The sequence below is a fragment of the Paenibacillus sp. F4 genome (assembly GCF_002894905.1).
GTDB classification, from domain to species: Bacteria; Bacillota; Bacilli; order Paenibacillales; family Paenibacillaceae; genus Paenibacillus; species Paenibacillus polymyxa_B.
Map to the genome: position 1 here is coordinate 1 of NZ_POVS01000035.1, position 22,091 is coordinate 22,091.

Consider the following 22,091-nt stretch of genomic DNA (forward strand, 5'->3'; position numbering starts at 1 on the left):
TATCGGAAGCAGCTTATAGCCTAGGGTCTTTTTTTAGTGTCTATAAAATGGGGTCTTGACCATGACTTCGATTGTGAGATACCAGTCTTCTTTCCTATAGAGGATCACTAATGGAAAGAGATAAACGACGAAAGCGAGAGAAAGTACAACCCGAAGCGACACAACGGTCAATGACGGATCGACAAAATCCAGCGCTTGCGATAATGACCAGCCAAAGCGTTCGTATGGCCACAAGTATCCAATCATACCAGACCCTTTTTTTCATTATCGACAACACGAATTACGCACACCTTCTTATATTTTTTTGCAAACCAATTTCCGAATGATTCAGACCTATCATGCAATATAACTTCCCGATCCGTCAAGCGAAAGAGGGTGGGGTGACAGCGGTTAGAACGTAGCTTAGCAAGCACGTCATACAAGACAGTTGACAGTTTGTCATGCGGTATATGTGACAGGTCCAAGTACGATGTCATCAAAAGCTTGGCGGTTTTATCACTGTTCGATTTAACAATATCGGAGGTAAGGTGAGGGGGTAAAGCAGAACAACATTCTAAAATAATAGGAGCGATTGCGTTATGAAATCATTCACCATTCGAAAAGGAGTTGCACTTACTTTAATAGCTATATTGGAGACGGATTCCTAACGCTGCTCTTTAACGATTCGCTACTTCAGGGATTTGGACTCACGTTCTTATTCAGCTGTATATTTCTGACAGGCGGTTGGTTGTTTACCAGGAGACGGACGATCTAAATACGCCCTTGAGGCAGGGGACGAATCAAAGTTCTTTGACTTGTAATTCAATCAAAAAATGCGGGAGCGGTTACCTTAGGGGAAACCATGGATAATCAGAGAAAATTAAGAAAAGAAATCGCCCCCCCCTACGAAAAATCGAATATCAGAATTAGTATATGGCAGATTTCAATACCATGCCTCTCTGGCAATAGACGCAGAACTGAACGAATTGTTTAGCTTTGGCCGTAAGAGGGCGACGAATCCTTAGGTTGCAGGGTTTGTTGAAGAAGATGTCTATGAGGGGACTTTCCGTCATTTTCCCAGCACGCGCTGCACACTGCTTTAATTGAAGGTTTCCGATCAGCATCGTACCGATGTGATTCGGATCATCCGGACTTTTCAGAAGGAGAAGTCATCCTATCGGTATTACCTGATTGGATTGTTAGGAGTGCAAATGAATCTTAACTAGCATGTAACGAAATTATTTTTGGTCGCACTTATATATCAAATTAAACTTGAGCGATTAGCGATGTGCATCAAATTGAGTGACGGACCCTCCGACCCCAAACGAAATTAACCTTTTCTTAAGAATTTCTTTACGTTTAATTATGCTTTGTTTTTCATATTTAATCATAGACAGTAGGCAACCGGATGTATCCGGCCCCGTCTCAAGACGGGCCACCAACCAGTACCTAGCCCGTATGCTCTTTTGGTTAAATCCTCTATCATAAAGTTAACAGAAATAAGGAATTCACATAGAAATATTATTTCAGTTTGACAATTTCAATGAAATTTGTCGATTAAAATAAGAATGAGGGATGGTTGGATCAATGTTGCTTCGTTTACGCAAATCTTCAATGCAGGCGGCCTGGATGGTGTGGGAAAGAGGGTTCGATTGGATTTCACGCTTTCGCGGCTCGCATACATCGCACTTTGGAATTTGCAAAGTCATGATTAAGAAACACCGAGGGGAGAGCATCGTCTGTGCGGACTCCACCATCATCGATAAAGGCGATCTGGTCGGGGAACTCCATCTCAATAATGAAACGATTCTGACGCTGATCAAATTCGAAGACTCAAACCGCGCGGCGCTCATGACGGCCCGGCTTACACGGAAATCCATGCAGCAGATCAGCGAGGCATTCGCAAGTCAGCCGGAGTTCAGAGAGGTGAAGGCGTTAGTCGGGATTACGCTGCTTCATCGTGGTTTGACACATGGTCTTGGTTTCGAACAACAACCGATGAAGTCCGATCTGTTCCAACGCATTACAACGGCTTATCTACGATTATTGTTATCCGTCATGCACCCTGAAGGCAAGAAGCGGATTGGCCGCAAGACCGAACAATTGATACCGATGATGCTGATTCACTCCCGCAGCTCGCTGAGGAACCGATTTATGACGGTGAAGAGGCAGTCCGTTTCAAAGGAGTTATGTCTACCCAAATCAAGCTCCAATTAATTAAAACAAAAGAAACTAAGAGCGTGGTGAGTAAGTTCTTGGAGGGCGGTATGGAGTTGGAACACAGCGAGTGGAAACCCATACCGCCCGGAGGCAACCTATTTTTCATCATGCTCTGTAACAAAGGCGGGATAGGCATTCATGGATAAAATTATGGAATTTTTACAGAACTTCGGAGCGACGGGACTTTTCATTCATGCTATGCTCGATGCGATTATTTTCCCCATCCCGGCGTTCTTCCTGCAGCTTTCTTTAAGCGCGGTGCAACCGGAGTCGGCTTTATGGCTCGCTACGGTTGGCTTTGCAGGAAGTCTGCTTGGGACACCGATCGGTTATGGGATCGGCAAGGTGTCGGGAAAGCATGTTATGGGCGGTGTAATGAAGAAAAAATGGCTGGATTCGGCAAGCGACTTATTTGCCCGCCGCGGCGAGGCCGCAATCCTGATCGGATCGTTCACTCCGATCCCATTTAAAATATTTACGATTTTATCTGGATGCATGAATTATCCGTTATGGAAGCTGCTCAGCTATGCGGCCATTGGCCGGGCGGTGAAGTTTTATGTAGTCGGTTTTCTCTTCTATATATATGGCCGCGCGGCAGAGAATATGGTGAACAAAGTTCTCACGATTACGCTGGTGGGCGTTGGTGTAGCGATTGCGGCAATATGGTTCTTGATACGGAAGCTGTGCGAGCGGAGGAAGATAAGGGATGAACATCAACCGATCGAAAAAACAGGGAATGGAGGCGGAAAACAGGATGCAGTGGATAAGGCGAATTGATCAAACGATGTTCTTCTGGTGCAACCAGCGGCTGAGCAGTCGGGCAATGGACCGATTGTTCGGATGGATTACCCATTTGGGCGGAGCTTTGTTTACCATCATTTGCGCAGTGTCCTTGGCATGGTTCGCCGAGGGGGAGTTCAGCAGAATCGGGCTGCAAAGCTTGATCGCACTGGCCGTTAGCCATATCATTGCTGTCCTGATCAAGAGAAAGGTGCGCAGAGACCGGCCTTTCCGCAAGCTGGAGCAGGTGAAGGTAGGCAAATTCCCGTTGAAGGATTATTCCTTCCCATCCGGCCATACTACCGCTATTTTCGCCCTGGTTACACCTTTTATGTTGGCCTCATCGCCGGCAATTATGCTTGTCTTGATTGGTCTGGCCTTGTTGGTGGCCATATCCCGGGTTTATTGGGGCTATCACTATCCGATCGATTGTGTGGCTGGTGGGATGGTCGGATTCCTAACGGCGGTGCTGGTTGTTTTGTTCATGCATAGTTAAATTTCACGAGGGAGGCGATTGTTGATGAATAGCATGAAACGGGAAAAGCTGCTGATTCTGTCCGGCGCGCTCGGGGATGGACATATGCAGGCGGCCAAGGCGATTTTGGAGGCATCGGTGCTGTACAAACAGGGAGTAGAGGTGGTCGACTTCATGCAATGGATCCATCCCCGCATGCATGTGGTTGAACGGTATTGCTTCCTGCAATGGGTGAAGCATTTTCCCTCCTCATACGGATATATGTATCAGAAGACCCGGACGGACAGTACACTTACTTTTTTCCTGAAGCATTTTCTCACGACCAGCCTGCAGCGGCTGCTCAAACTTCTGAATGAGGAACAGCCGACGTTGATTGTCAGCACGTTCCCGCTGGCATCAGCCGCCATTTCCTTGCTTAAGGAAAAAGGGATGACGGATCTGCCTGCGGCAACGGTCATTACCGACCATTCCGATCACAGCTATTGGATACATCCGTTTACGGATCTGTATCTGGTTGGCTCCGAAGGCGTGCGTGCAGCTCTGCAGAGAAAAGGCGTTGCTGACCACAAAATCGCTGTAACGGGCATCCCTGTTCGCCCATCCTACAGTCAGCACGACAATAAAGACCGGCTGCGCGAGAAGCTGGCCTTGGCTCTTGACGCCTTTGTCGTGCTGGTGATGGGCGGCGGCTGCGGGATTATTGATAAATCCTTCATTGAGCAAATGCAATCTGACTCTTTTCCCCCTAACGTGCAATTTGTCATCGTATGCGGACGCAATGTGAAGCTGCTGTACCGCCTGCATGAAGCGTTGGGAGACAGGGATAACGTCATACTGACAGGCTTCCTGGAGGGCATCCATGAATGGATGGCGTCCGCAGACGTATTGATTACTAAGCCGGGCGGACTGACGACCTCCGAAGCGCTGGCGCTTCAGCTTCCCATGCTGCTGCTGGAGCCACGGCTGGGGCAGGAAAAGGATAATACCGATTATTTGATTCAAGCGGGAGTAGCGTATCTATGTCAGATTGACAATTTGCAGGATCAGCTTCAACGGCTGGTTCAACAGCCTTCCCTATTGGAAGAAATGAGGGAGAAGGCAGGGCTGTGCAGACAGCAGGATTCCGCCAGACATGCGGTCATGCAAATTCTGAGCATGCAGAGCGATACACAGGAAGAAAAATGGGTTTGCTCCTTGCAGCAGTATGCTTAAGCTTAATTTTCACTAAGGGGGATAAAGACGTTGCTTGTTAAATATTTGTTGATTGGGCTCATAGGCTTCATCAGTCTGTATATGCTAATTCCCAGTTTTCTGCCAAGAATTATCAGGTTTGGAGCCTTTCGTAAGGGAACGACCAAGAACCAGGTAGCGTTCACGTTCGACGATGGGCCGCATCCGAGGTATACACCGGAATTATTGGATTTATTGCAGGATTATCAAGTGAAGGCCACATTCTTCGTGCTTGGCTCGCAGGCGGAGCTGCACCCGGATCTGATCAGAAGAATGGATCGTGAAGGTCATCAGATTGGAATCCACAATTACAATCACATCTCCAATTGGCTGATGCTTCCCTGGACGGTGCGGCGTGATCATATGAAACGGACCGCAGATATTATTGAATCCATAATTGGAAAAAGGCCGGATCACTATCGCCCGCCTTGGGGGCTCATGAACGCTTTCGATTTCTTTCATCCCAAATCGTACCGCATCGTACTCTGGTCCTTGAAGGCGGGGGACTGGCGCAGCAGAAGCTGCCGCAAAAAGCTGAAGGCAACGCTGCTGAACGGAATTACGGACGGATCTGTTATTTTGCTGCATGACAGCGGAGATTCGCCGGGAGCGGACCGTCACGCGCCATATTTTATGCTTCGGGCTCTGGAGGAAGTACTGCATCAATTACAGGGACGCAACTTGCAATTCGTTCGTCTGGATGAAATGGCTTGACAAAGGAAATGAGGTGACAATAGTGGGACAGGAACCGCAAATTTTAATTTTAACGGCCGATTACGGAGAAGGTCATCATCAGGTGTCCAAGGTGTTGCAGCAAAGCTTGATCCGCAATGGTTATAGCCAGGTGGCGGTTGTCGACTTGTTCCGGGAAGCTTATCCTGTGCTGAACAAAATAATCCGCTATCTGTACCGGCAAAGCCTGTATGCAGCCAGCCTGGGCATTCCTTATTACGGATGGACCTACCATCTGACCAACCAGCTTCCCATGAAGGGAAAGATCGCAGTCTGGATGAACAGTCTTGGCGGCGACAGGCTCAAGAAAATCATCCTCCAGTACCAGCCGGAAGTCATCATTTATACATTCCCGTTCGGCAGCTTGCCAAGCAGCGAGGCATTATCTGCGATCCGTCCCCGGACTGCTGTTGTCATAACGGACTTTGACGTTCACCGAAGATGGCTGTTCGCCAAGCCGGATCATTATTTTGTCCCTGCCAGCGACGTGAAAGAGGCCATGGTCAGGCAGGGCGTCCCCGAAAGTCGTATTACCGTGACCGGAATTCCGGTCAGGGAGTCATTTCATGATGCGGCAATGAGCGGTCCCGGCTCCGTTAAAGAAGCAGATGAGCATTTGATTCTGCTTATGGCTAACGTCTGCGGCACATTGCATTCGCTATCGAGGCTCATCGGGAAGCTGCTGCTCTTGTCAGGCGTCCGCATTCAAGTGATTTGCGGCCGGCAGGAAGGATGGAGACGGAGGCTTGCGGAGAGCTGGGCGGATGATGCAAGAGTGCATGTATTCGGCTTCACCGATCAATTGCATGTTCTGATGAGCAGCGCCTGCTGCGTAGTCACGAAAGCGGGAGGCGTTACACTATCCGAGACGATTCAGGCCGGTGTTCCAATTTTCATCCTAAATCCGTTTCTGGGGCAGGAGAAGGAAAATGCCCTGTATTTGCAGCGCAAAGGAGCGGCAGTCGTGGCCTTTACGATTCATGATCTGGTGTTGCAGATACAAGCGATGATCTCCTCTGAGCAGATCAAGCAGTCGATGATGAACGGGCTGCTCGCAGCAAGGCAGAAAGCGGCTGCGGACCATATTGTCCGGCATTTGTTTCCTGAGGCAAGTCCCTTAAGAAGGAGTGGAATATGATGAGCGGGAGGAGAGCGTTCAAGCTTTCTACTCTGACGCTGTTCACGGTGCTTTTTTGCACAGAGTTTGTCCGAAGCGCTTTCTTGTTCTCGTTCCTGCCGAACTTTGCCGTCAACGAGTCGGGGCAAACTGTTGCTTTGGTCGGTCTTGCCGTCTCGCTTCATTATACAGCCGATACGCTGATTAAATGTGTGGCTGGATATTTGCTGGACAGGTTTTCGCTGCGCTGGCTGCTGCCCGCCACTTTCGTCCTGATGCTGTCCGGACTAGCCGCCGTGTTCTTTAGTCCGTATGCCTGGGGGCTTGTTGCCGGTTCCATGATGCTTGGGATGGGGGCGTCGCCTATATGGCTCATTTGTTTGGAGAAAGTCCGACTGACGGAGCGGGCGGCCCAGATTGGGGCGATATACACCGTGTGGCTGGCCTGCATTGGTCTGGGGCCGGTCACAATCAATCTCACCTTCGATTATGGCTTCGAACCTGCCTTCCGGCTGATGGTTGCGCTGCTCGCCGTCGGCTGCATCGCATCGTTCGGGATTAACAGAACAACCCCCTTGCATCTCCAGAACGTCAGCTTTTCCGAGCAAGCGGCAGGACTGCGAAGAAGGCTCGTTCAGCTGAAATGGCTGCTGCCAGGCATGGTCCTGCAGATGACCGCCGCGGGACTGCTGCTGCCGATACTGCCCGGTTTTGCCGCTGACCATCTCGGTCTGAGCCAGCCGCAATATTCGCTAATGCTCATATTAGGCGGGGCCGGCGCGATGCTGTTTCTTGTCCCGATGGGAAAGCTGGCCGATCGATGGGGGCACAAGCAAATGCTGTTCGCCGGTTTCGTATCGCTTACGGTCGTATTGGCTCTGTTAGTCGTATCCATGCCGCCGCCTGCATTAACGATGCTGTTTGCCTTTATGCTGGGATTGTCTTACTCAGCCGTGCTTCCGGCCTGGAATGCGGTGCTGTCGTACCTTGTTCCGGAGGATCAGAAGGGGACCGGGTGGGGAGTACTCTCCGGGATTGAAGGGCTCGGTATTATGATTGGCCCGGTCATCGGGGGATGGATAGCCAGCCAGTATACGAATGCCGCTGCCATTAGCATCAGTGCTGCTTTACTGGCGGTTCTTGCACTTTTTTATTTGATTTTGCCGCAAAACAAGCTTGTCTCGGCTGGCGGGACTTTGCAGCACAAGAGGGAGAATGCTCATGGACCTGATCGGGTTAGTTGAATAATTGTTTCACGATTATGGATACCTGGTCTTGCTCATCGGCTTGCCGCTGGACTTCATCGCGCTCCCCATTCCACCGAGTACACCTGAAATCCAAGCCATTGAAAATCATCACGATACAAGCCTCAGTTCAACTACCTCAGCACAAGAAGCTGGTGAAGGTGCCGATTTTAATTATGATTCTTTAAAGGATTACATTGCCTATGGTCTAACCTATGATAAGAAAGAGGACAGATTTCTCTTCCATGACAAGCAAGTCAGATTGTTTGTTGATAAGGATATAAAAAATGAAGGTAGATCAAATAATTTTTACTATGATGCTAAAGGTAAATCCGATTTCAAAGGTGATTAGAGACGATAACAATAAGATAATCAAAATAACGGAAGTTAATGAGAGTGAGTTACAAGCCTTAAGTAAAACATTTGGATTTATAATAACTGATGGAAATTTACGGTTTGAATAATTAGAGTCATTATATAAGCTACTGAAAAAGCTTCAAACCGTAAAAGGTGAAAGAAAACCAGTGAAATGATGGTTTTCTTTCACCTTTTTTAATAGACGGCTTGTCAAGACAAGTACAACAGTTCCTCCTGAAACGATTCGTGAGAGGACTTCCATCTTAAGTTTTTCGGGGTCGGTTGTTAATCAGGGCGAGAGCCTGTTCCAGATCAGCATCTGTCACCTGAGCGAAGTTATGACCCTTTGAGATGAATTCACGCTCAAGACTTAGAATTCTCGTTGGAGTCTCGTTGCCAGGATGAGAACGGGTCGGCGAAATAGACACCCACGCCGTACAGCCGTTCCAACTCTCTGTGACAGACGAATTCTTTCCCTCGCCCACGGTTGCGCTCCGAATCGCAGACATCGGATACTGAGCCGCTAGTAAGCCAAACGCGATCTTCATCGATAATGCCGTGCGATCGTCATTTAATCACTTGGTAAAAACGTGTTTTTGCCTCCATGATGTGTCGACGCAAGCTTACTCTTTCCTCGGCTGGAAACGACCGTATCCAGCTCCCAGTGACCGAAGGTTTTCCGGCTGCGGATCGTATTGGGACGCTGCAAATCAGGCCGGGTATTATGAATCGATATCAGGAAAAGAGCATAGTAGACAAGAAGACGCTTTGGGTACAAACAGCGGTACTACTAAATACAAACATAGGGGGAAGCTGAAATAAAAAGCAAGAGATTATCCGGCTCTACCGTATAAGGTGAGGCAGGTGCAAAAAAGCAAAGGGAGTTATGCAGGAATAACGATGAAATAGAAAGAAATATCATTGATGACAATTTTCTTTTCAAAGGAGACTATTAATTTCAAAAGCATACAAAAAGACCCCATCGAAATTATACTTCCTGTGCATGACATTCATGTTCCCTCTTACTTTTCAACACCATCATTTGATAAAATAAAACGAGCCGCCGAATACTATGACTTGCACGGCCACTTCATGCCTATTGTCGTTTCATTTCATTATTCCAGGTGGTATGTTCGTGATGGATATACGATTTATTGGCTTCTAAAAGGTTTGGTTTAGAACAAGTCGTGGTTCAGTACAGCCAGCATTTTCATTTTACAAACGAAGATTTACACGAGGAAGTTGCTGCTACCCAACAAATGCTGTTGCAACGGAGAAAGTAATCACTATTTATCAAGTTTGTCCCCTAATTGATAATGAAGTAGGTTTAGTTTTTATATGAGCGTAAGGAGTTTGAAATTCATAAAGCTAATATTAAACAGTAAATCTGATACTAGAAAGGATCAGATTTACTGTTTATCCATTCCGCTCTACATGTAAAAGTACCTTTTTACTTGTGAGTCTTTAGCGTCCGGCCCTTAAAGAGAATGTAGGACAGATATTTTTAATAATTTTATTATTCTCTATCGTTTTCACATAATCTATATTATATTCGCGAGTTACAATTTTTATCCTTATCAATAGGCCCAGTACCGGCGAAGCTGACACCACCCGCAAAGTAGTTGTTACTATATGTAAATTTAATTAATAACCTTGTTATACTCCCTACTGTGCATTGTAATGGCAAGCTTTAGACTTTCAACGACTTGTGGCTACGAGGATGGCCAAGCGCTGCAACGCGGATCTTCGTAGGCGAGCTTCAGCACCCAACCAAAACATCGTGAAAAGTCTTCTGTCCATGCCATCGAATCATTTTGCATGAAACCAATCTGCAACTGATCTGCCACATATGGAGCAGTGGGAGGAGGCTTATTAGATTGGGTCGCAAGCGGAAGATAAGAACTATTATGGAGTGTTTTCCAGACCCGTTCCGTCATCCCATTTGCTACAGATCGTCGTTAAAACCGGCATTCCTTTTTTATTATAAATAGTTCCGACTGTGGCCAACTTGGTTTAAACTCTTGAATCGATATCCCTCCAGCTTCACCCCTCAGGGTCGAAGGAGTCTTTGTAAACTCGTTTCAAGATCGCATAAAGTTTCTGATTCACCTCGCCCAGACAGGTCCGCCGAACATGACCTGTATTTAGTCTAATGTGGTTAAGATATTGTTTCTCCTCCTGGAAGCTATCCGCTGCTGTTCGTTCAGGATCACGCTATTCCTCGGCGGTTAACTCCTCGATGAGATGCAGAATAGTTTCGCGTACGAGTTCGTCCATTGAGTCGAAGAGCCTTCCGGTGAATGGACACTCAATCTGCTGATAAATCTGGATAACGGCGTGTTCTTCTTTGTGGGGGGATAAAATTCCGAACATGGACGCTTTAGCGGCCTCGATGATGTCATCAGAAAGCCGTTGCAACTTCAGTGCCAAGGCTGTTCAAGTAATTTTCCCAACACTCTTCTGCAGATCTGAGCGGGTACTCTACAGTTTCCTGCTCTGGAGAGACATCTGCGGCGGGTCTGACATTACCCATAGTAACAGAAGCGAAGGACGGACTGATAACTGCAACCGAGGCTATGCGACAGATCGGTATGAAGAGGACGACTTTTTACCGACGAGTCAGAGAAGTCGAAGAGCAAGGGAGTCAGGAAGCACAAGAAGCAGAAACTGAAGTTTAATAACAGTTGAAGGCAAGGCATTAATATATTCGGCATCATCGCCTTTTAAGCTCACCTACAATCCTTAAACTAAAATAAAAAAAGAACCAACCAGAAAGAACTGGTTGATCACATAATACGAACGGGCAGCATTCCTATTATGTTGAAATAAGAGGTTTGAGAATGAAAAAGACTCCTTGGTATGATGTAAATGGGTCCACGATGCTGGCCAGCGACCGGATCCAAAAACAACCCAAGGAGACTACAAGATGAATTCTACTCAAAATGAACGTATTAATCAAATCACTTCTTCTACCTTAATTATCGGTGTAGACATCACTAAATTCAAACATGTCGCCCGGGCACAAGACTACCGCGGAGTTGAGTTCGGGAAGGCCATTACGTTTGAGAACGACCGTGAGGCTTTGAATTGTTCGTTAGCTGGTTCAGAAAGATTGCGACGGAGCAAGGGTTTCAGGACGTCATCGTTGGCATGGAACCGACCGACCACTACTGGTTGAACCTGGCCCATTTCTTGAAAGAACAGCATGTGACCCCTATATCGTGAGTACCATCGGGAAATTCTCCAGCTACACGATATTCTTCATTCGCGCCATTTCTAATGCTTCTTCACGATTGTTGACGCCGAGTTTCGAGTAGAGAATCGAGCAGTAATTGCGGATCGTTCCCTCCGATAAAAATAGCTTGGCGGCAATCGATTTGTAGCGCAGTCCGCTCGACAGATGCTCCAGAATCTCCATCTCGCGTTTCGTAAGCCCGTACGGGGAGTTTCCCTGACTTGAACCGATTTTCTCCAACTGCTCACGTTGACGCTTCATCTCTTCGAAAACTCGCGTAGCGACCGATTGGTCGATCCAGGTTCCTCCATTATAAATAAGTTTCAAGGCTTCCTTCATCTCCCGCGGATGAATCGACTTCAGCATGTAGCCTTCTGCCCCGCGCTCCAATGCAGTTGCTGCCTGCAAGGAATCCTTAAACGTTGTCATGAATACAACCTTCATATCAGGCCATCGTTGCTTCATCTCAACTAAAGCTTCAATCCCGCCCATTCCCTGCATACGAATATCCATTAGCACGATATCTGGTTGGGAGCGATCACAATGTTCTAATGCTTCGCGCCCGTCCCTGGCTGTACCAACGACGTTAAAATCAGCATGCTGATCCAAAATTTGCTTCAAGCTGTCGGTAATGATCACCTGGTCATCAACGATCAGCAGGCGGATCGCATCATGTACAGACTCTGTCTGCAACGGAATGTTACATATGACGAAAGTTCCTTGTCCTGACTCGGAATGCACGGACACCGTGCCGTGAAATAGTTCAAGTCGTTCCTTCATTCCATTGAGCCCAGATCCAAATTGGATTTCTTCCATTCCGATGCCGTTATCTTCGATCTGTAATCGAAGCTGCTGACTATTGAAATGTAACTGAACGGATATCACGCTCGCCTTGCCGTGCCGAACCACGTTGGTTAGAGACTCTTGAAGGCAACGATATAAACAAATGTTTATTTTTTGCATAACGAGAGTCTCACTGCCGATCACACGGAATTTGACCGTTATACCTGTTGACTTCATAAAATCTTCAGTTAATTGCCGCAGCGATTCACTTAACGAATGGTTCAACGGAGTATGAGAGAGCTGATGCAGATGCTTTCGGATATCAACCAGACTGTGTTGGGCGATTCCGACAAGCGAATTGATCCTCTCTATTTGCGCATCTGGTACGGACGATCGCAGTGATTCGACGCCGACGATGAGCGAGGTAAGCGTATGGCCAATCGTGTCATTCAGCTCATGTGACAGTCGGCTGCGCTCCTCCATCAGCGTAAGTTCCTCAATCCGCTTAATATGCTGCTCCAGCAACAGCTTTTGCTCTTGAATAATTCGGGCTTGCTTATGGGACTGAATTAAAATATTAAACGCGAAGCCGATGGCAAAACCAAGGCTGCAGCTAACGATAAACTCATACGGGAGACGATCAGCAATCCAACCGTTCAATACCGGGAATACGATTCCGCTAAGGATACCTGTCCACACATAGGTTCTTCGACTGCTCGTCAAGCCGATAGTTATCACGAGTAAAACAAAAGACCAAAGCAATCCCGGGGCTACGTAGGCTAAATAAAGATAAAAAAAGCCCGTTACCGTGACTTCGATTGTGAGATACCAGTCTTCTTTCCTATAGAGGATGATTAATGGAACGAGATAAACGACGAAAGCAAGAGAAAGTACAGCCCAAAGCGACACAACGGTCAATGACGGATCGACAAAACCAGCGCTTGCGATAATGACCAGCCAAAGCGTTCGTATGGCCACAAGTATCCAATCATACCAGACCCTTTTTTTCATTATCGAGAACACGAATTACGCACACCTTCTTATATTTTTTTGCAAATCAATTTCCGAATGATTCAGACCTATCATGCAATATAACTTCCCGATCCGTCAAGCGAAAGAGGGTGGGGTAACAGCGGTTAGAACGTAGCTTAGCAAGCACGTCATATAAGACAGTTGACAGTTTGTCATGCGGTATATGTGACAGGTCCAAGTACGATGTCATCAAAAGCTTGACGGTTTTATCACTGTTCGATTTAACAATATCAGAGGTAAGGTGAGGGGGTAAAGCAGAACAACATTCAAAATAATAGGAGCGATGCGTTATGAAATCATTCACCATTCGAAAAGGAGTTGCACTTACTTTAATAGCTATATTGGCGGGTACACTGGCTTATGGAACTGTCCACGCAGAGGGTCAGACGGCAACTTATCAAGCTATCGATAAAGCTGCCAATACCGACAATATTTTATCGTCGGAATTCGCAAAAGAACCCAAAAAAGAACTCAACGAGAAAGAAAAGAAGAGAAAGCATCGGGAAGAAGTCAAACGCGTCATGGATCAAGTAGTTACCAACAAAAGAGTTCCAAGTGTCGTGGCAGGCGGGCTACAGGATGGGGAACGCTGGTCCTACGCTACGGGTACAGCCAGTTTCGAAGTACCACGCCCGGTGGAGCCGGATTTTTCATTCCGTATTGGAAGCATCACGAAGACATTCACTGCTACCGTTGTATTGCAGTTGGCTCAGGAGAAAAAATTGAACCTGGATGATTCGGTCGAAAAATGGCTGCCGGGGGTCATAAAGGGTAATGGGTATGACGGCAACAAAATTACGATTCGTCAGTTATTGAACCATACAAGCGGGCTTGCGAGCTATACTGATCTTGATTTTCGAGATATTACCTTGCCTCAAAATCCATTCCGTTACTATTCGTCCGACGAGCTTATCAGCATGGGACTAGCAAAGCCGCCTGTATATGCGCCAGGGAAGGGCTGGAACTATTCGAACATGAATACTATACTAGCCGGTCAAATTATTCAGAAGGTAACAGGAGAGACATATGCGGAGCAGATCAGGAAACGGTTGATCGAACCGCTCGGTATGACAGGGACATTTGTAATGGAAAATAGTCACGATATTCCAGGTAAGCATGCCACAGGATATAATATGGACAGATCGGGTCATTTGTATGATTTAACAGAAATGAATCAATCATGGGCAAATGCAGCCGGAGATATAGTCTCAACAACCAAAGATTTGACCACCTTCTTCAGTTCGCTGTTGGGCGGAAAGCTTCTAAATCAAGAGATAATGAACCAGATGCTCACGACAGTAGATTCACCTATAGGTAAAGTCGGACTAGGGATTTATGAAATAAAAACAGCTGACGGGCAATCATACTGGGGGCATGCCGGCGGTACTTTCGGATTTGAATCGAGAGCCTTCGGATCTCTAGGCGGGCAGCATATTTTGGTAACGTGCATCAACTCGGTAGCTCCGGAAGTGGAGCCGGCTCACAATAAAATAATCAATAAGGAGTTTGGCCGTTAAGTTTAAAGCCGACATCGCGCCCTTTATTTGAGGGCGGATGTCGGTTTCTGCTGTGATTAACCGTCGTTTCATGCAATCGAGGCACATATGTCCGCATTCAGAATAAAACGACATCAAAATAGATAAGATGCACGAGGGGCATAACGACGGCGTATTTTATATTCGGTCGGTCAAGCTCTACTATCGACTTCTTTACCACTCCCGCCAACAGATTGTTTACCGCCGAAATCGGTAAAATAGGTTAGACGCAAATTCGATATAGAGAATAAGAAGATATATGAATTTTTAGAAATACATAGTAGGTATAGACAACGTAATATTACTAACCTACACATTGCACCAGCCTACAATTTCTATTTAAAAAAGACTTCAAGGAAAATCAAACATTAAGTCTGTTGTACAAAAATATCAGAATTTCGTATATGTTATTCCGCTAACGGGATACGTTAGTTCAATGGAACAGCGACAGTCTAGGACTTTATCTTCTCGTCCTTAGTTGTCGCTGTTCCAATTTCTAAGTCCGTCTAAAACTTATTTTATGAAGTCTAGCGGTATGACAATTCGAAAAGTCGCATGGAATAAAGACACTCAGTCAAATACTTTGGTTTCTGCTGACAGTAGAACTATGTAAATCCGTAGTAGGTACGGAGTAGAAAGAATTTACACTTTATTCAGGAACAAATTAAACCTATTTAGGAGGATCACGAATTATGTCTACTACACAACCACGTTTTGCATTTCTGGATTCAGAAGGAGTTCTGCATTTAAACGATGAGGAACATGCCAAGCAACACGGCAAACATGTACAAACTTCGCTGACCGACGACGAAAGCGGATATCCAGTCATTGAGGGTCAAGGTGTTGTATACTATTCAGTACAAGTTCTTGTCCCGAGTCAACGACAAGAACTTATACCGATCGCCATAAAGGACAAGAAATGATCCTATTGCCAATTTGATGAATGTCTAATAATGGAGAAACAGTGGGTTATACCCCAAGAGCAAACCACCCGTTGGACGGGTGGTCAGGATTTAAGGAATCAGGCTCTTGTTCCAATCTGAGGACAAGAACTTGATTCCTTTGCTATAAAAGACAAAACATACATATGTAATAGACAGCTTTGTACAGACATCGAGCGCAAACTACTGCGGATACTGTACAACTATTCTGCTGGTCGGAGACGGTTGCCCCCAATGAAAGAACTGGAGATAAAGACAGACAGACGTACAGAGGACTACGGGCCGGGTTGCTGGCCTTGGAGCGTGATAAGTATATCTTATGGGAAGCTAATGACAATCTGTGGGATATCGTAATTATAGAGGGCTGGGATAGGGACCAGAAGATCATCATGCCCATGGGTGACGCCAATAGATACTTTACGGAATATTAAAACCCCGGATTGCTCCGGGTTGTTTTTTATCTGATCGTATATTCATAAACTTTATCCTGAATCTTTATCTCTGCTTTTAATGGCTTATCACTTTTAGCCACCTCACTGGGTATCTCTGAAAGATAGTACAGTGTTCCCGTTTTAAGTGGGTCTACACTGGTGTTGGTGTAAATAAAGTCTTCACCACCACGTTCCTCAATAGTGCTGAATGTATCATAATCATATTTGTTATCGAATTTTAGGTTTACTTCCGCTATTTTATCCGCTTTAATTTCTTCTGTCCCAAGATTTTTGGCTTTAATGACTAGAGCAAAGAAGGTAGAGTCTGTTTCTTTGGATTCGTATAGTATATGGAAGTCTCCCGGTTTAGAAGGTTCGATTTTTTTTGAAATCTTATTTCCCGTTACTGTTATATCAGCGAAATCTTGTATTGTAACTGTCTCGCCCTTTTTTATAGGAGTAACCGTATCTTCTTGCTTTTGTTCCACTGGTGCTGCTGGTGCGGCAGTATTCGTTGGCGTAGTAGCTGGTTTGGTGTCATTTGTTGTGGCAGTTTGTTTAGGCGAGCAAGCTGCAAGCGTTAGAAACGCGGCAGCCACCAATATACCTGTTACAATTTTCATATTATCCCCCTGATTTTGTATTTTCGTATAGTCTATCAGAACTAGGAATATTTTCCTGGGACAAAAGTTTTGGATTCGGTATACAAAAAGCCTTGTCTAGAACGTATGTTCGGAATATAATTTCTACATAATACATCAGGAGGCTACATACATGTCGAAAAAATTAGAAGGTAACGGCTTATGGGGAAGCAGCCGGATTATCATACCAGAACACAAGGAAGCATACTTAAAACTCATGAAAGACCGTCAGCGGAGAGGCAAGCCGGAAATTGACGATCAGGAAGTCCAGTTGATCGAGCAAGCGCTTATAGAGTCCTACAACACACGTCAACCTGTAACACTAGTGGTTTTTAGCCCGTTCGATGACGAAGAACTCACAGGTGTAATCACGTCTATAAATACTGCTCGCAGGGAAGTGAAACTGTTTCGTGGCGAGGATGATTTTAGTTGGATCAAGTTGGAGGATATCATTTCAGCAAGTATCTAGCAAAAATCTAAGGGGAGTAAATATTCTACTGACGTTATCCAACAAACAAGAAATGTTTTCAACCGCCTTACCTACGATAATTCAGTCGGAGTCTTTCTAGGAGCATTTGACGCTAGTGTTTTAGCTGATTAATTAAAAAAGCAGGATTCTCATATCGCAATCAAGACTTCCTGATGATGATGCGTTACACCCGCATCAAGTTAAAAAAAGAGGCTTACAGAGTGGTACAAGACTACTACGGAGAAGCTCACTTTTACAGAAAAAGCCTGATGAGCTACAACGACATCGCGCTGGGCCAAGGTAACTTTTTCTTCGCTAGCGAAGAAGGGCATCTTTAGGTTATTGAAACAATTCTATAGACTCTTGCTTGTCGTGGCTGGAAAATTTACAAAAGAGGCAGAGGGATCCCTGCCTTCGGCGTTTTATAATTCTTCGTCTGAGAAAAGCGGAGTGGACAAATAACGCTCACCTGTATCAGGTAATATGACCACGATCATCTTGCCTTTGTTTTCTGGAAGTTTCGCAATTTGTGTTGCTGCATAAACCGCAGCCCCAGAAGAAATACCAACAAGCAGCCCTTCTGTTTTGGCAAGCAGGCGTGCAGTTTCAAACGCATCTTCGTTTTTAACTTTGAAAACCTCATCCACATATTCTTCATTAAAGTTATTTGGAATGAAACCAGCACCGAGTCCTTGTAGTTGATGTGAACCTGGAGTACCGCCAGACAGCACTGGTGAATCGAACGGTTCGACGGCTATCACTTTTACAGAAGGTTTTCGTTCCTTTAATAACTGGCCAACGCCCGAAATAGTTCCACCTGTACCTACGCCCGCGATAAAAATATCTACACCGCCGTCCGTATCATGCCAGATTTCCACAGCTGTAGTTTTGCGATGAATTTCTGGATTGGCAGGATTGCTAAACTGCTGTGGTATGAAAGAGTTTGGTGTTTCGGCAGCCAAGAGCTCAGCACGCTTGATAGCGCCTTTCATCCCCTCGGATCCCGGTGTTAACACAAGCTCAGCACCGAACGCAGTCAAAAGCTTGCGACGTTCGATACTAAACGTTTCAGGAAGTGTAATTATAAGTTTATATCCAAGAGCCGCAGCTGCAAATGCAAGTCCGATTCCAGTATTGCCACTTGTCGGCTCGATAATAACGGAGTCTTTATTGATTAAGCCTTTCTCCTCAGCGTCTTTAATCATAGCATATCCAATGCGGTCCTTAACGCTACCAGCCGGATTTAAATATTCCAACTTTGCTACCACGTTTGCCTCAATATTTTGGATTTGGCTGTAGTTCAACAGTGCTAACAAAGGAGTATTTCCAATTAATTCTGTCAACTTTTGGTGAATTTTAGTCAAAATTATCCCTCCAAACGATTAATTCATATCTACTTACTATGACATAGATATTATCACGAATTTTTCTTCATAACCATGTCCTGTTAATTCATAGTGAGGAGCGGGAACGGATGGAATAGTTTGAGCCTAAGGTACTACTCATAAAAAAGTAGTCCAAGCTTATTCAGAACCAGAGAGTCATTAAGAATGTATACTGTGTATCATTTTTTAATTTCGGAATAATTATCACGGTTTATAATAAACTGGCTTTTTCCTAGGATGCGTTGGAGGATAGAAATTAGATTACAGTGTACAAAAAACGATAGTGTGCATGAGGTAAGACAACACATACGGCAAAAGATACTACCCGCTAATCTAGTGGTCGGCGGATAATGATTTTGTATTTAGTAGAAGGCAAAAGAGCAGTAAGGAATTTATCCTTCTGCTCTTCTTATTGGGGACAGACTGTAGTATATTTTGTGTAGAATACAGTTCAAATGAGAACAATACGAACATATAAATGCCTTGAGAATGCTGGCTTTTGGAACTGTGTGCCAGTACAGTATATTAAAAACTCATTCTTTTAAATCCTGCGGTAGGTGACTACCCATACCGGTTCGATCCCGGTCCTCGGCATTCTTGATTTATAACGGGCACATCAAAGTTAAATGAACGAAAATAATGAGAGATCTTGTAGCTGCAGCGGAGCATTCGGCAGGTACACAGGATCAACAAAAAACGTCTCTCCGTTAACATACGGGGAGGCGTTTTTGTTTTGGCAAGCTTACGGTGTATCAATTCGTGCCATCAAGTCGCTCTTGCGAGAGCTTACGGCTAAATGCCTACAATACCAAGTAATTTATGTTCTTAATAAGGATATCGATACATCATCCAAAAGAATTGTGGAAAAAGTATCCTGTGCTGTAACAAGGAACACCAAATCTCTGGAAACTGTTCCTGAATTCCCTGAGATTGAGAAAGTGCGGGAGACTCTCTCATATTGAGATGAAGGTAGCGAAGTAAGCTGAATCGTGTAGGTTTGCTCCCCTAGGCTAACTTGAAGTCTACCACCGAAAGGCTTGATTAGATTGCGTACCCAGAAGGTCACACGGTATCTTCTTCCTCTACGCAGATCGGATATTGTTTGTCTAAGTGAGACACTGTGTCCCGGGTTAGCCGTGATTCTGACCGCTTGATTACCGCTGTGCGGATTGTTATTGATAATAAAGATTTGACCTGTTACGTTGCTGACATTTGCGATCCATGGTGGTAAATCTTGATTTTCAAAACCGCCGTTTCTAACAACTGCCTGGGTAGGAAAAATCTTTTTTTTCTTCAAGGCGAGAGGCTGTGTAGTGGGTCTATTCATTGTCCGGCGGACAGAAGCTGCGCCTTTTCCAGTTTTCTTAGGTTTCATTTGAGTCAACTCTCTTTCTGTAGAACTGTTTTCTACACTAGTAGTTTATGAAATATGGATAAGAGTGTTCATAGGGAAGAAAATACAAAGAAAGACCGTCTAATGGCGGTCTTTTACGTTTCGACTTGAAATATATCGCGCAGGGCTATTTATGCTATAAAAAGGATCAAACCAAGTAGATCTATGCCAAAAAGTAGAAATTATAGGAATACAGGAAAATCGAAATAGCTAGAAACGAAAGAATCAGCGTCGCGGTGTATACCTTTCTTAACAATGTTGTTTTGGAAACATTGCATTTTCTTACAGCAAGATAGGCAGCCGGTACAAAGGCAAGCCCAAGTACCCAGAAAAAGATAATATTCAAATTGAAATTGGACATAGGCTGAAAGGGGTCGCTTATCAATTGGATGCTGGAAGCAATGAGATTGACGATCACAAGCAGACCCAGCAAGGGTATTACGGTTACACTGTCAGGCAAGGGAAGCCGCGAAGTACTCTTCTGCTTTCTTGCGTCCTTGAGCTTCCGCAGCCATCCAATAATACCGAAAATAGACCCAAGCGCAAACCAAATACCGCATCCCCCGACCAGAATATAACTGAAAATGGATGTTTGCAGGAAGGATATCGGCAATTGGTCATCGATCACTCCATATGACAACTGCGTCACTTTACCATCGGCATTGGTTAAGAAAAAAAGACGGCTGATGTTTAGGCCCGCGTAATCATAAGGAGTGCTCCCGGGAGTCACACGTTCAAAAAAATAGGGTTTGGTTTCTACATAATCAACATTAATATTCATGGATGGAATACTCAGAGTGATTCCGCCATTGCCGTTGGCTGTGACCACTTCTTCCGCATTGGATAATACGGGTATAAGCTTCAATATACCAGATGATACTGCCCGAGCAGAGCGGTATTTTCCCGCCACATCCGCGCTATGCTTCAACGTGCTGTCCGCTTGCGGAGTAGCGTGGGAACCCCCGACAAACAGGTCAATGAGTTCGCTTCTCGCCCCGGACATTTCATTTTCCACATTAGTCAGAATACTGATCCCAAAGTTTTGATCCGGCACGATAGAGACCAGAGAGGAGAATGAATCTGTATTTCCACCGTGCTCGATAACACGATAATCTCCCGCGAACCGTTCCCAAAAGCCATGGGCATTCCCCGGAAGCTCGGGATAGTGGGTATACGAAGCCTCATGCATTTCTCGCAAGGTTTCATTCTTGTTGAACAGCGAATATTTTAAGGAATGGTCCATGTTCAGATGAGCAAGCATAAAATGAGCCATGTCCTCCGAAGTAATGTTTAACGCACCCGCCGGCACATCATTAAAGAAAACATTCGGCTTTGCCACCCAGTTTCCATCCTTCTTGGAGTAGCCTGTTGCTTTATGTTCGATAACCTCTGGGATAAGATCATACCGTTGTGTAAAGTAAGAATGTTTCATGTCTAGAGGCTCAAATATATGTTTCTGAATATAGGTTTCAAAAGGCATTCCGGATACACGTTCTATAATATAACCGGCCAGGTTGGTCCCATAGTTGGAATAAGCAATCACTGTTCCAGGCTCATAAATCTGTTCAGGCTGATTTCCGGGTGCGATATGCTCCTTGAGAGGCCTAAGATCAGCAGGATCATGAACCAAAAGTTTTTCCAGGTGCTCCTCAAAACCTGCCGTATGGCTCATCAGTGATTTCAGGGTAATAGGCTTATTAAAAGAAGGCTTGAGAAAGCCGTCAGGCAAGTATGTGCGGATGTCCGTATTCAAATCCAGCTTTCCTTGCTCAACCAGTTGCATTACTGCCGTCCAGGTGAACAATTTCGATACGGAACCGGCCTCCATATAGGTTGTTTCCGTACTCATGGGTGTTTGTTTCTCGATGTTTGAGTATCCGTAACCTTTTGAAAGAACAATTTTCCCGTCCTTTACTATCGAAACCGCAGCACCAGGAATCGCTGTTCCTATATATTTTTTCATAATTTGATCTGTTCTGTTTTCGATTTCGGAAATCGGAATTCCAGAGGGAGTGGTTGGAACGGATTCAGAAGCATATGCCTGGACCGGGATAAATGCCATCAATGCCAACAGGAACAAAGAGGCAAATCGTTTTTTCAATTTCATATCAA

General features: G+C 45.3%; 15 protein-coding genes and 4 pseudogenes. 13 read left to right on the forward strand and 6 right to left on the reverse strand.

The genetic code is table 11. From position 1 onward, the window contains the following. Positions 1-1,566 precede the first annotated feature (1,566 nt). From C1T21_RS26505 to C1T21_RS26540, 8 genes and pseudogenes are all read left to right on the forward strand, one after another. Positions 1,567-2,196, forward strand: a complete 630-nt coding sequence (locus tag C1T21_RS26505) for a YkoP family protein (protein WP_103050349.1) — start codon at positions 1,567-1,569, stop codon at positions 2,194-2,196. A 153-nt stretch (positions 2,197-2,349) separates the two neighbouring features. After that, on the forward strand, positions 2,350-2,976 hold the full coding sequence (locus tag C1T21_RS26510; protein WP_103050367.1) for a YqaA family protein: 627 nt from the start codon (positions 2,350-2,352) through the stop codon (positions 2,974-2,976). Further along, positions 2,954-3,475 carry a phosphatase PAP2 family protein gene (locus tag C1T21_RS26515; RefSeq protein ID WP_039272208.1) on the forward strand — a complete coding sequence of 174 codons (522 nt, stop codon included), beginning with the start codon at positions 2,954-2,956 and terminating at the stop codon, positions 3,473-3,475. The genes C1T21_RS26510 and C1T21_RS26515 overlap by 23 nt, the downstream gene beginning before the upstream one ends. Positions 3,476-3,499: 24 nt before the next feature. Then, positions 3,500-4,666 carry an MGDG synthase family glycosyltransferase gene (locus tag C1T21_RS26520; RefSeq protein ID WP_103050350.1) on the forward strand — a complete coding sequence of 389 codons (1,167 nt, stop codon included), beginning with the start codon at positions 3,500-3,502 and terminating at the stop codon, positions 4,664-4,666. Positions 4,667-4,696: 30 nt separating this feature from the next. Beyond that, a complete protein-coding gene (locus C1T21_RS26525) occupies positions 4,697-5,398 on the forward strand; it encodes a polysaccharide deacetylase family protein (RefSeq protein WP_103050351.1) in 702 nt (233 codons plus the stop codon). 22 nt (positions 5,399-5,420) lie between these two features. Continuing rightward, on the forward strand, positions 5,421-6,554 hold the full coding sequence (locus tag C1T21_RS26530) for an MGDG synthase family glycosyltransferase (protein WP_103050352.1): 1,134 nt from the start codon (positions 5,421-5,423) through the stop codon (positions 6,552-6,554). After that, positions 6,551-7,777 (forward strand): MFS transporter, encoded by a 1,227-nt coding sequence (locus C1T21_RS26535; protein WP_103050353.1) that lies wholly within the window; start codon positions 6,551-6,553, stop codon positions 7,775-7,777. The genes C1T21_RS26530 and C1T21_RS26535 overlap by 4 nt, the downstream gene beginning before the upstream one ends. Positions 7,778-7,781: 4 nt before the next feature. Then, positions 7,782-7,856 (forward strand): annotated as a pseudogene (locus tag C1T21_RS26540) (DedA family protein); the annotation flags it as partial. Positions 7,857-8,344: 488 nt separating this feature from the next. Here C1T21_RS26540 and C1T21_RS28570 read toward each other — a convergent pair. Continuing rightward, positions 8,345-8,840, reverse strand: a pseudogene (locus tag C1T21_RS28570) (IS30 family transposase); the annotation flags it as partial. A 2,220-nt stretch (positions 8,841-11,060) separates the two neighbouring features. On the opposite strand from C1T21_RS28570, the pseudogene C1T21_RS28575 reads away from it, so the two are divergent. Then, positions 11,061-11,344, forward strand: a pseudogene (locus tag C1T21_RS28575) (IS110 family transposase); the annotation flags it as partial. A 37-nt stretch (positions 11,345-11,381) separates the two neighbouring features. Here C1T21_RS28575 and C1T21_RS26560 read toward each other — a convergent pair. Continuing rightward, positions 11,382-13,175, reverse strand: a complete 1,794-nt coding sequence (locus C1T21_RS26560; RefSeq protein WP_103050355.1) for a helix-turn-helix transcriptional regulator — start codon at positions 13,173-13,175, stop codon at positions 11,382-11,384. A gap of 434 nt (positions 13,176-13,609) precedes the next feature. Here C1T21_RS26560 and C1T21_RS26565 point away from each other — a divergent pair. The 3 genes and pseudogenes from C1T21_RS26565 to C1T21_RS27125 all read left to right on the forward strand — a co-directional run. Beyond that, positions 13,610-14,701 (forward strand): annotated as a pseudogene (locus tag C1T21_RS26565) (serine hydrolase domain-containing protein); the annotation flags it as partial. Between the two features lie 710 nt (positions 14,702-15,411). Beyond that, positions 15,412-15,642: a hypothetical protein gene (locus C1T21_RS26570; RefSeq protein WP_103050357.1), complete on the forward strand. Its 231-nt coding sequence runs from the start codon at positions 15,412-15,414 to the stop codon at positions 15,640-15,642. Positions 15,643-15,821: 179 nt separating this feature from the next. Continuing rightward, positions 15,822-16,091 (forward strand): hypothetical protein, encoded by a 270-nt coding sequence (locus tag C1T21_RS27125; protein ID WP_146032528.1) that lies wholly within the window; start codon positions 15,822-15,824, stop codon positions 16,089-16,091. A gap of 26 nt (positions 16,092-16,117) precedes the next feature. Here C1T21_RS27125 and C1T21_RS26575 read toward each other — a convergent pair whose 3' ends face one another. Further along, a complete protein-coding gene (locus tag C1T21_RS26575) occupies positions 16,118-16,714 on the reverse strand; it encodes a YgdI/YgdR family lipoprotein (protein ID WP_103050358.1) in 597 nt (198 codons plus the stop codon). A gap of 151 nt (positions 16,715-16,865) precedes the next feature. On the opposite strand from C1T21_RS26575, the gene C1T21_RS26580 reads away from it, so the two are divergent. Continuing rightward, a complete protein-coding gene (locus C1T21_RS26580; protein WP_103050359.1) occupies positions 16,866-17,201 on the forward strand; it encodes a YolD-like family protein in 336 nt (111 codons plus the stop codon). 422 nt (positions 17,202-17,623) lie between these two features. Here C1T21_RS26580 and cysK read toward each other — a convergent pair whose 3' ends face one another. The 3 genes from cysK to C1T21_RS26595 all read right to left on the reverse strand — a co-directional run bounded on the left by cysK (position 17,624) and on the right by C1T21_RS26595 (position 22,086). After that, entirely contained in the window at positions 17,624-18,565 is a 942-nt protein-coding gene (cysK, locus tag C1T21_RS26585; protein WP_103050360.1) for a cysteine synthase A, read from the reverse strand. Between the two features lie 838 nt (positions 18,566-19,403). Continuing rightward, a complete protein-coding gene (locus C1T21_RS26590; protein WP_103050361.1) occupies positions 19,404-19,961 on the reverse strand; it encodes a carbohydrate binding domain-containing protein in 558 nt (185 codons plus the stop codon). 181 nt (positions 19,962-20,142) lie between these two features. Next, the gene (locus C1T21_RS26595) at positions 20,143-22,086 is read right to left on the reverse strand and encodes a serine hydrolase domain-containing protein (protein ID WP_103050362.1); all 1,944 of its coding nucleotides are present in this window, start codon (positions 22,084-22,086) and stop codon (positions 20,143-20,145) included. Between the last annotated feature and the right edge of the window lie 5 nt (positions 22,087-22,091).

Excerpts from the sequence above, each read along its gene's own strand:
- C1T21_RS26595 (WP_103050362.1), bottom strand. The coding sequence starts at position 22,086 with ATGAAATTGAAAAAACGATTTGCCTCTTTGTTCCTGTTGGCATTGATG.
- C1T21_RS26575 (WP_103050358.1), bottom strand. The coding sequence starts at position 16,714 with ATGAAAATTGTAACAGGTATATTGGTGGCTGCCGCGTTTCTAACGCTT.
- C1T21_RS26535 (WP_103050353.1), top strand. The coding sequence starts at position 6,551 with ATGATGAGCGGGAGGAGAGCGTTCAAGCTTTCTACTCTGACGCTGTTC.
- C1T21_RS26590 (WP_103050361.1), bottom strand. The coding sequence starts at position 19,961 with ATGAAACCTAAGAAAACTGGAAAAGGCGCAGCTTCTGTCCGCCGGACA.
- C1T21_RS26570 (WP_103050357.1), top strand. The coding sequence starts at position 15,412 with ATGTCTACTACACAACCACGTTTTGCATTTCTGGATTCAGAAGGAGTT.
- C1T21_RS26515 (WP_039272208.1), top strand. The coding sequence starts at position 2,954 with ATGCAGTGGATAAGGCGAATTGATCAAACGATGTTCTTCTGGTGCAAC.
- C1T21_RS26505 (WP_103050349.1), top strand. The coding sequence starts at position 1,567 with ATGTTGCTTCGTTTACGCAAATCTTCAATGCAGGCGGCCTGGATGGTG.
- C1T21_RS26510 (WP_103050367.1), top strand. The coding sequence starts at position 2,350 with ATGGAATTTTTACAGAACTTCGGAGCGACGGGACTTTTCATTCATGCT.
- C1T21_RS26520 (WP_103050350.1), top strand. The coding sequence starts at position 3,500 with ATGAATAGCATGAAACGGGAAAAGCTGCTGATTCTGTCCGGCGCGCTC.
- C1T21_RS26580 (WP_103050359.1), top strand. The coding sequence starts at position 16,866 with ATGTCGAAAAAATTAGAAGGTAACGGCTTATGGGGAAGCAGCCGGATT.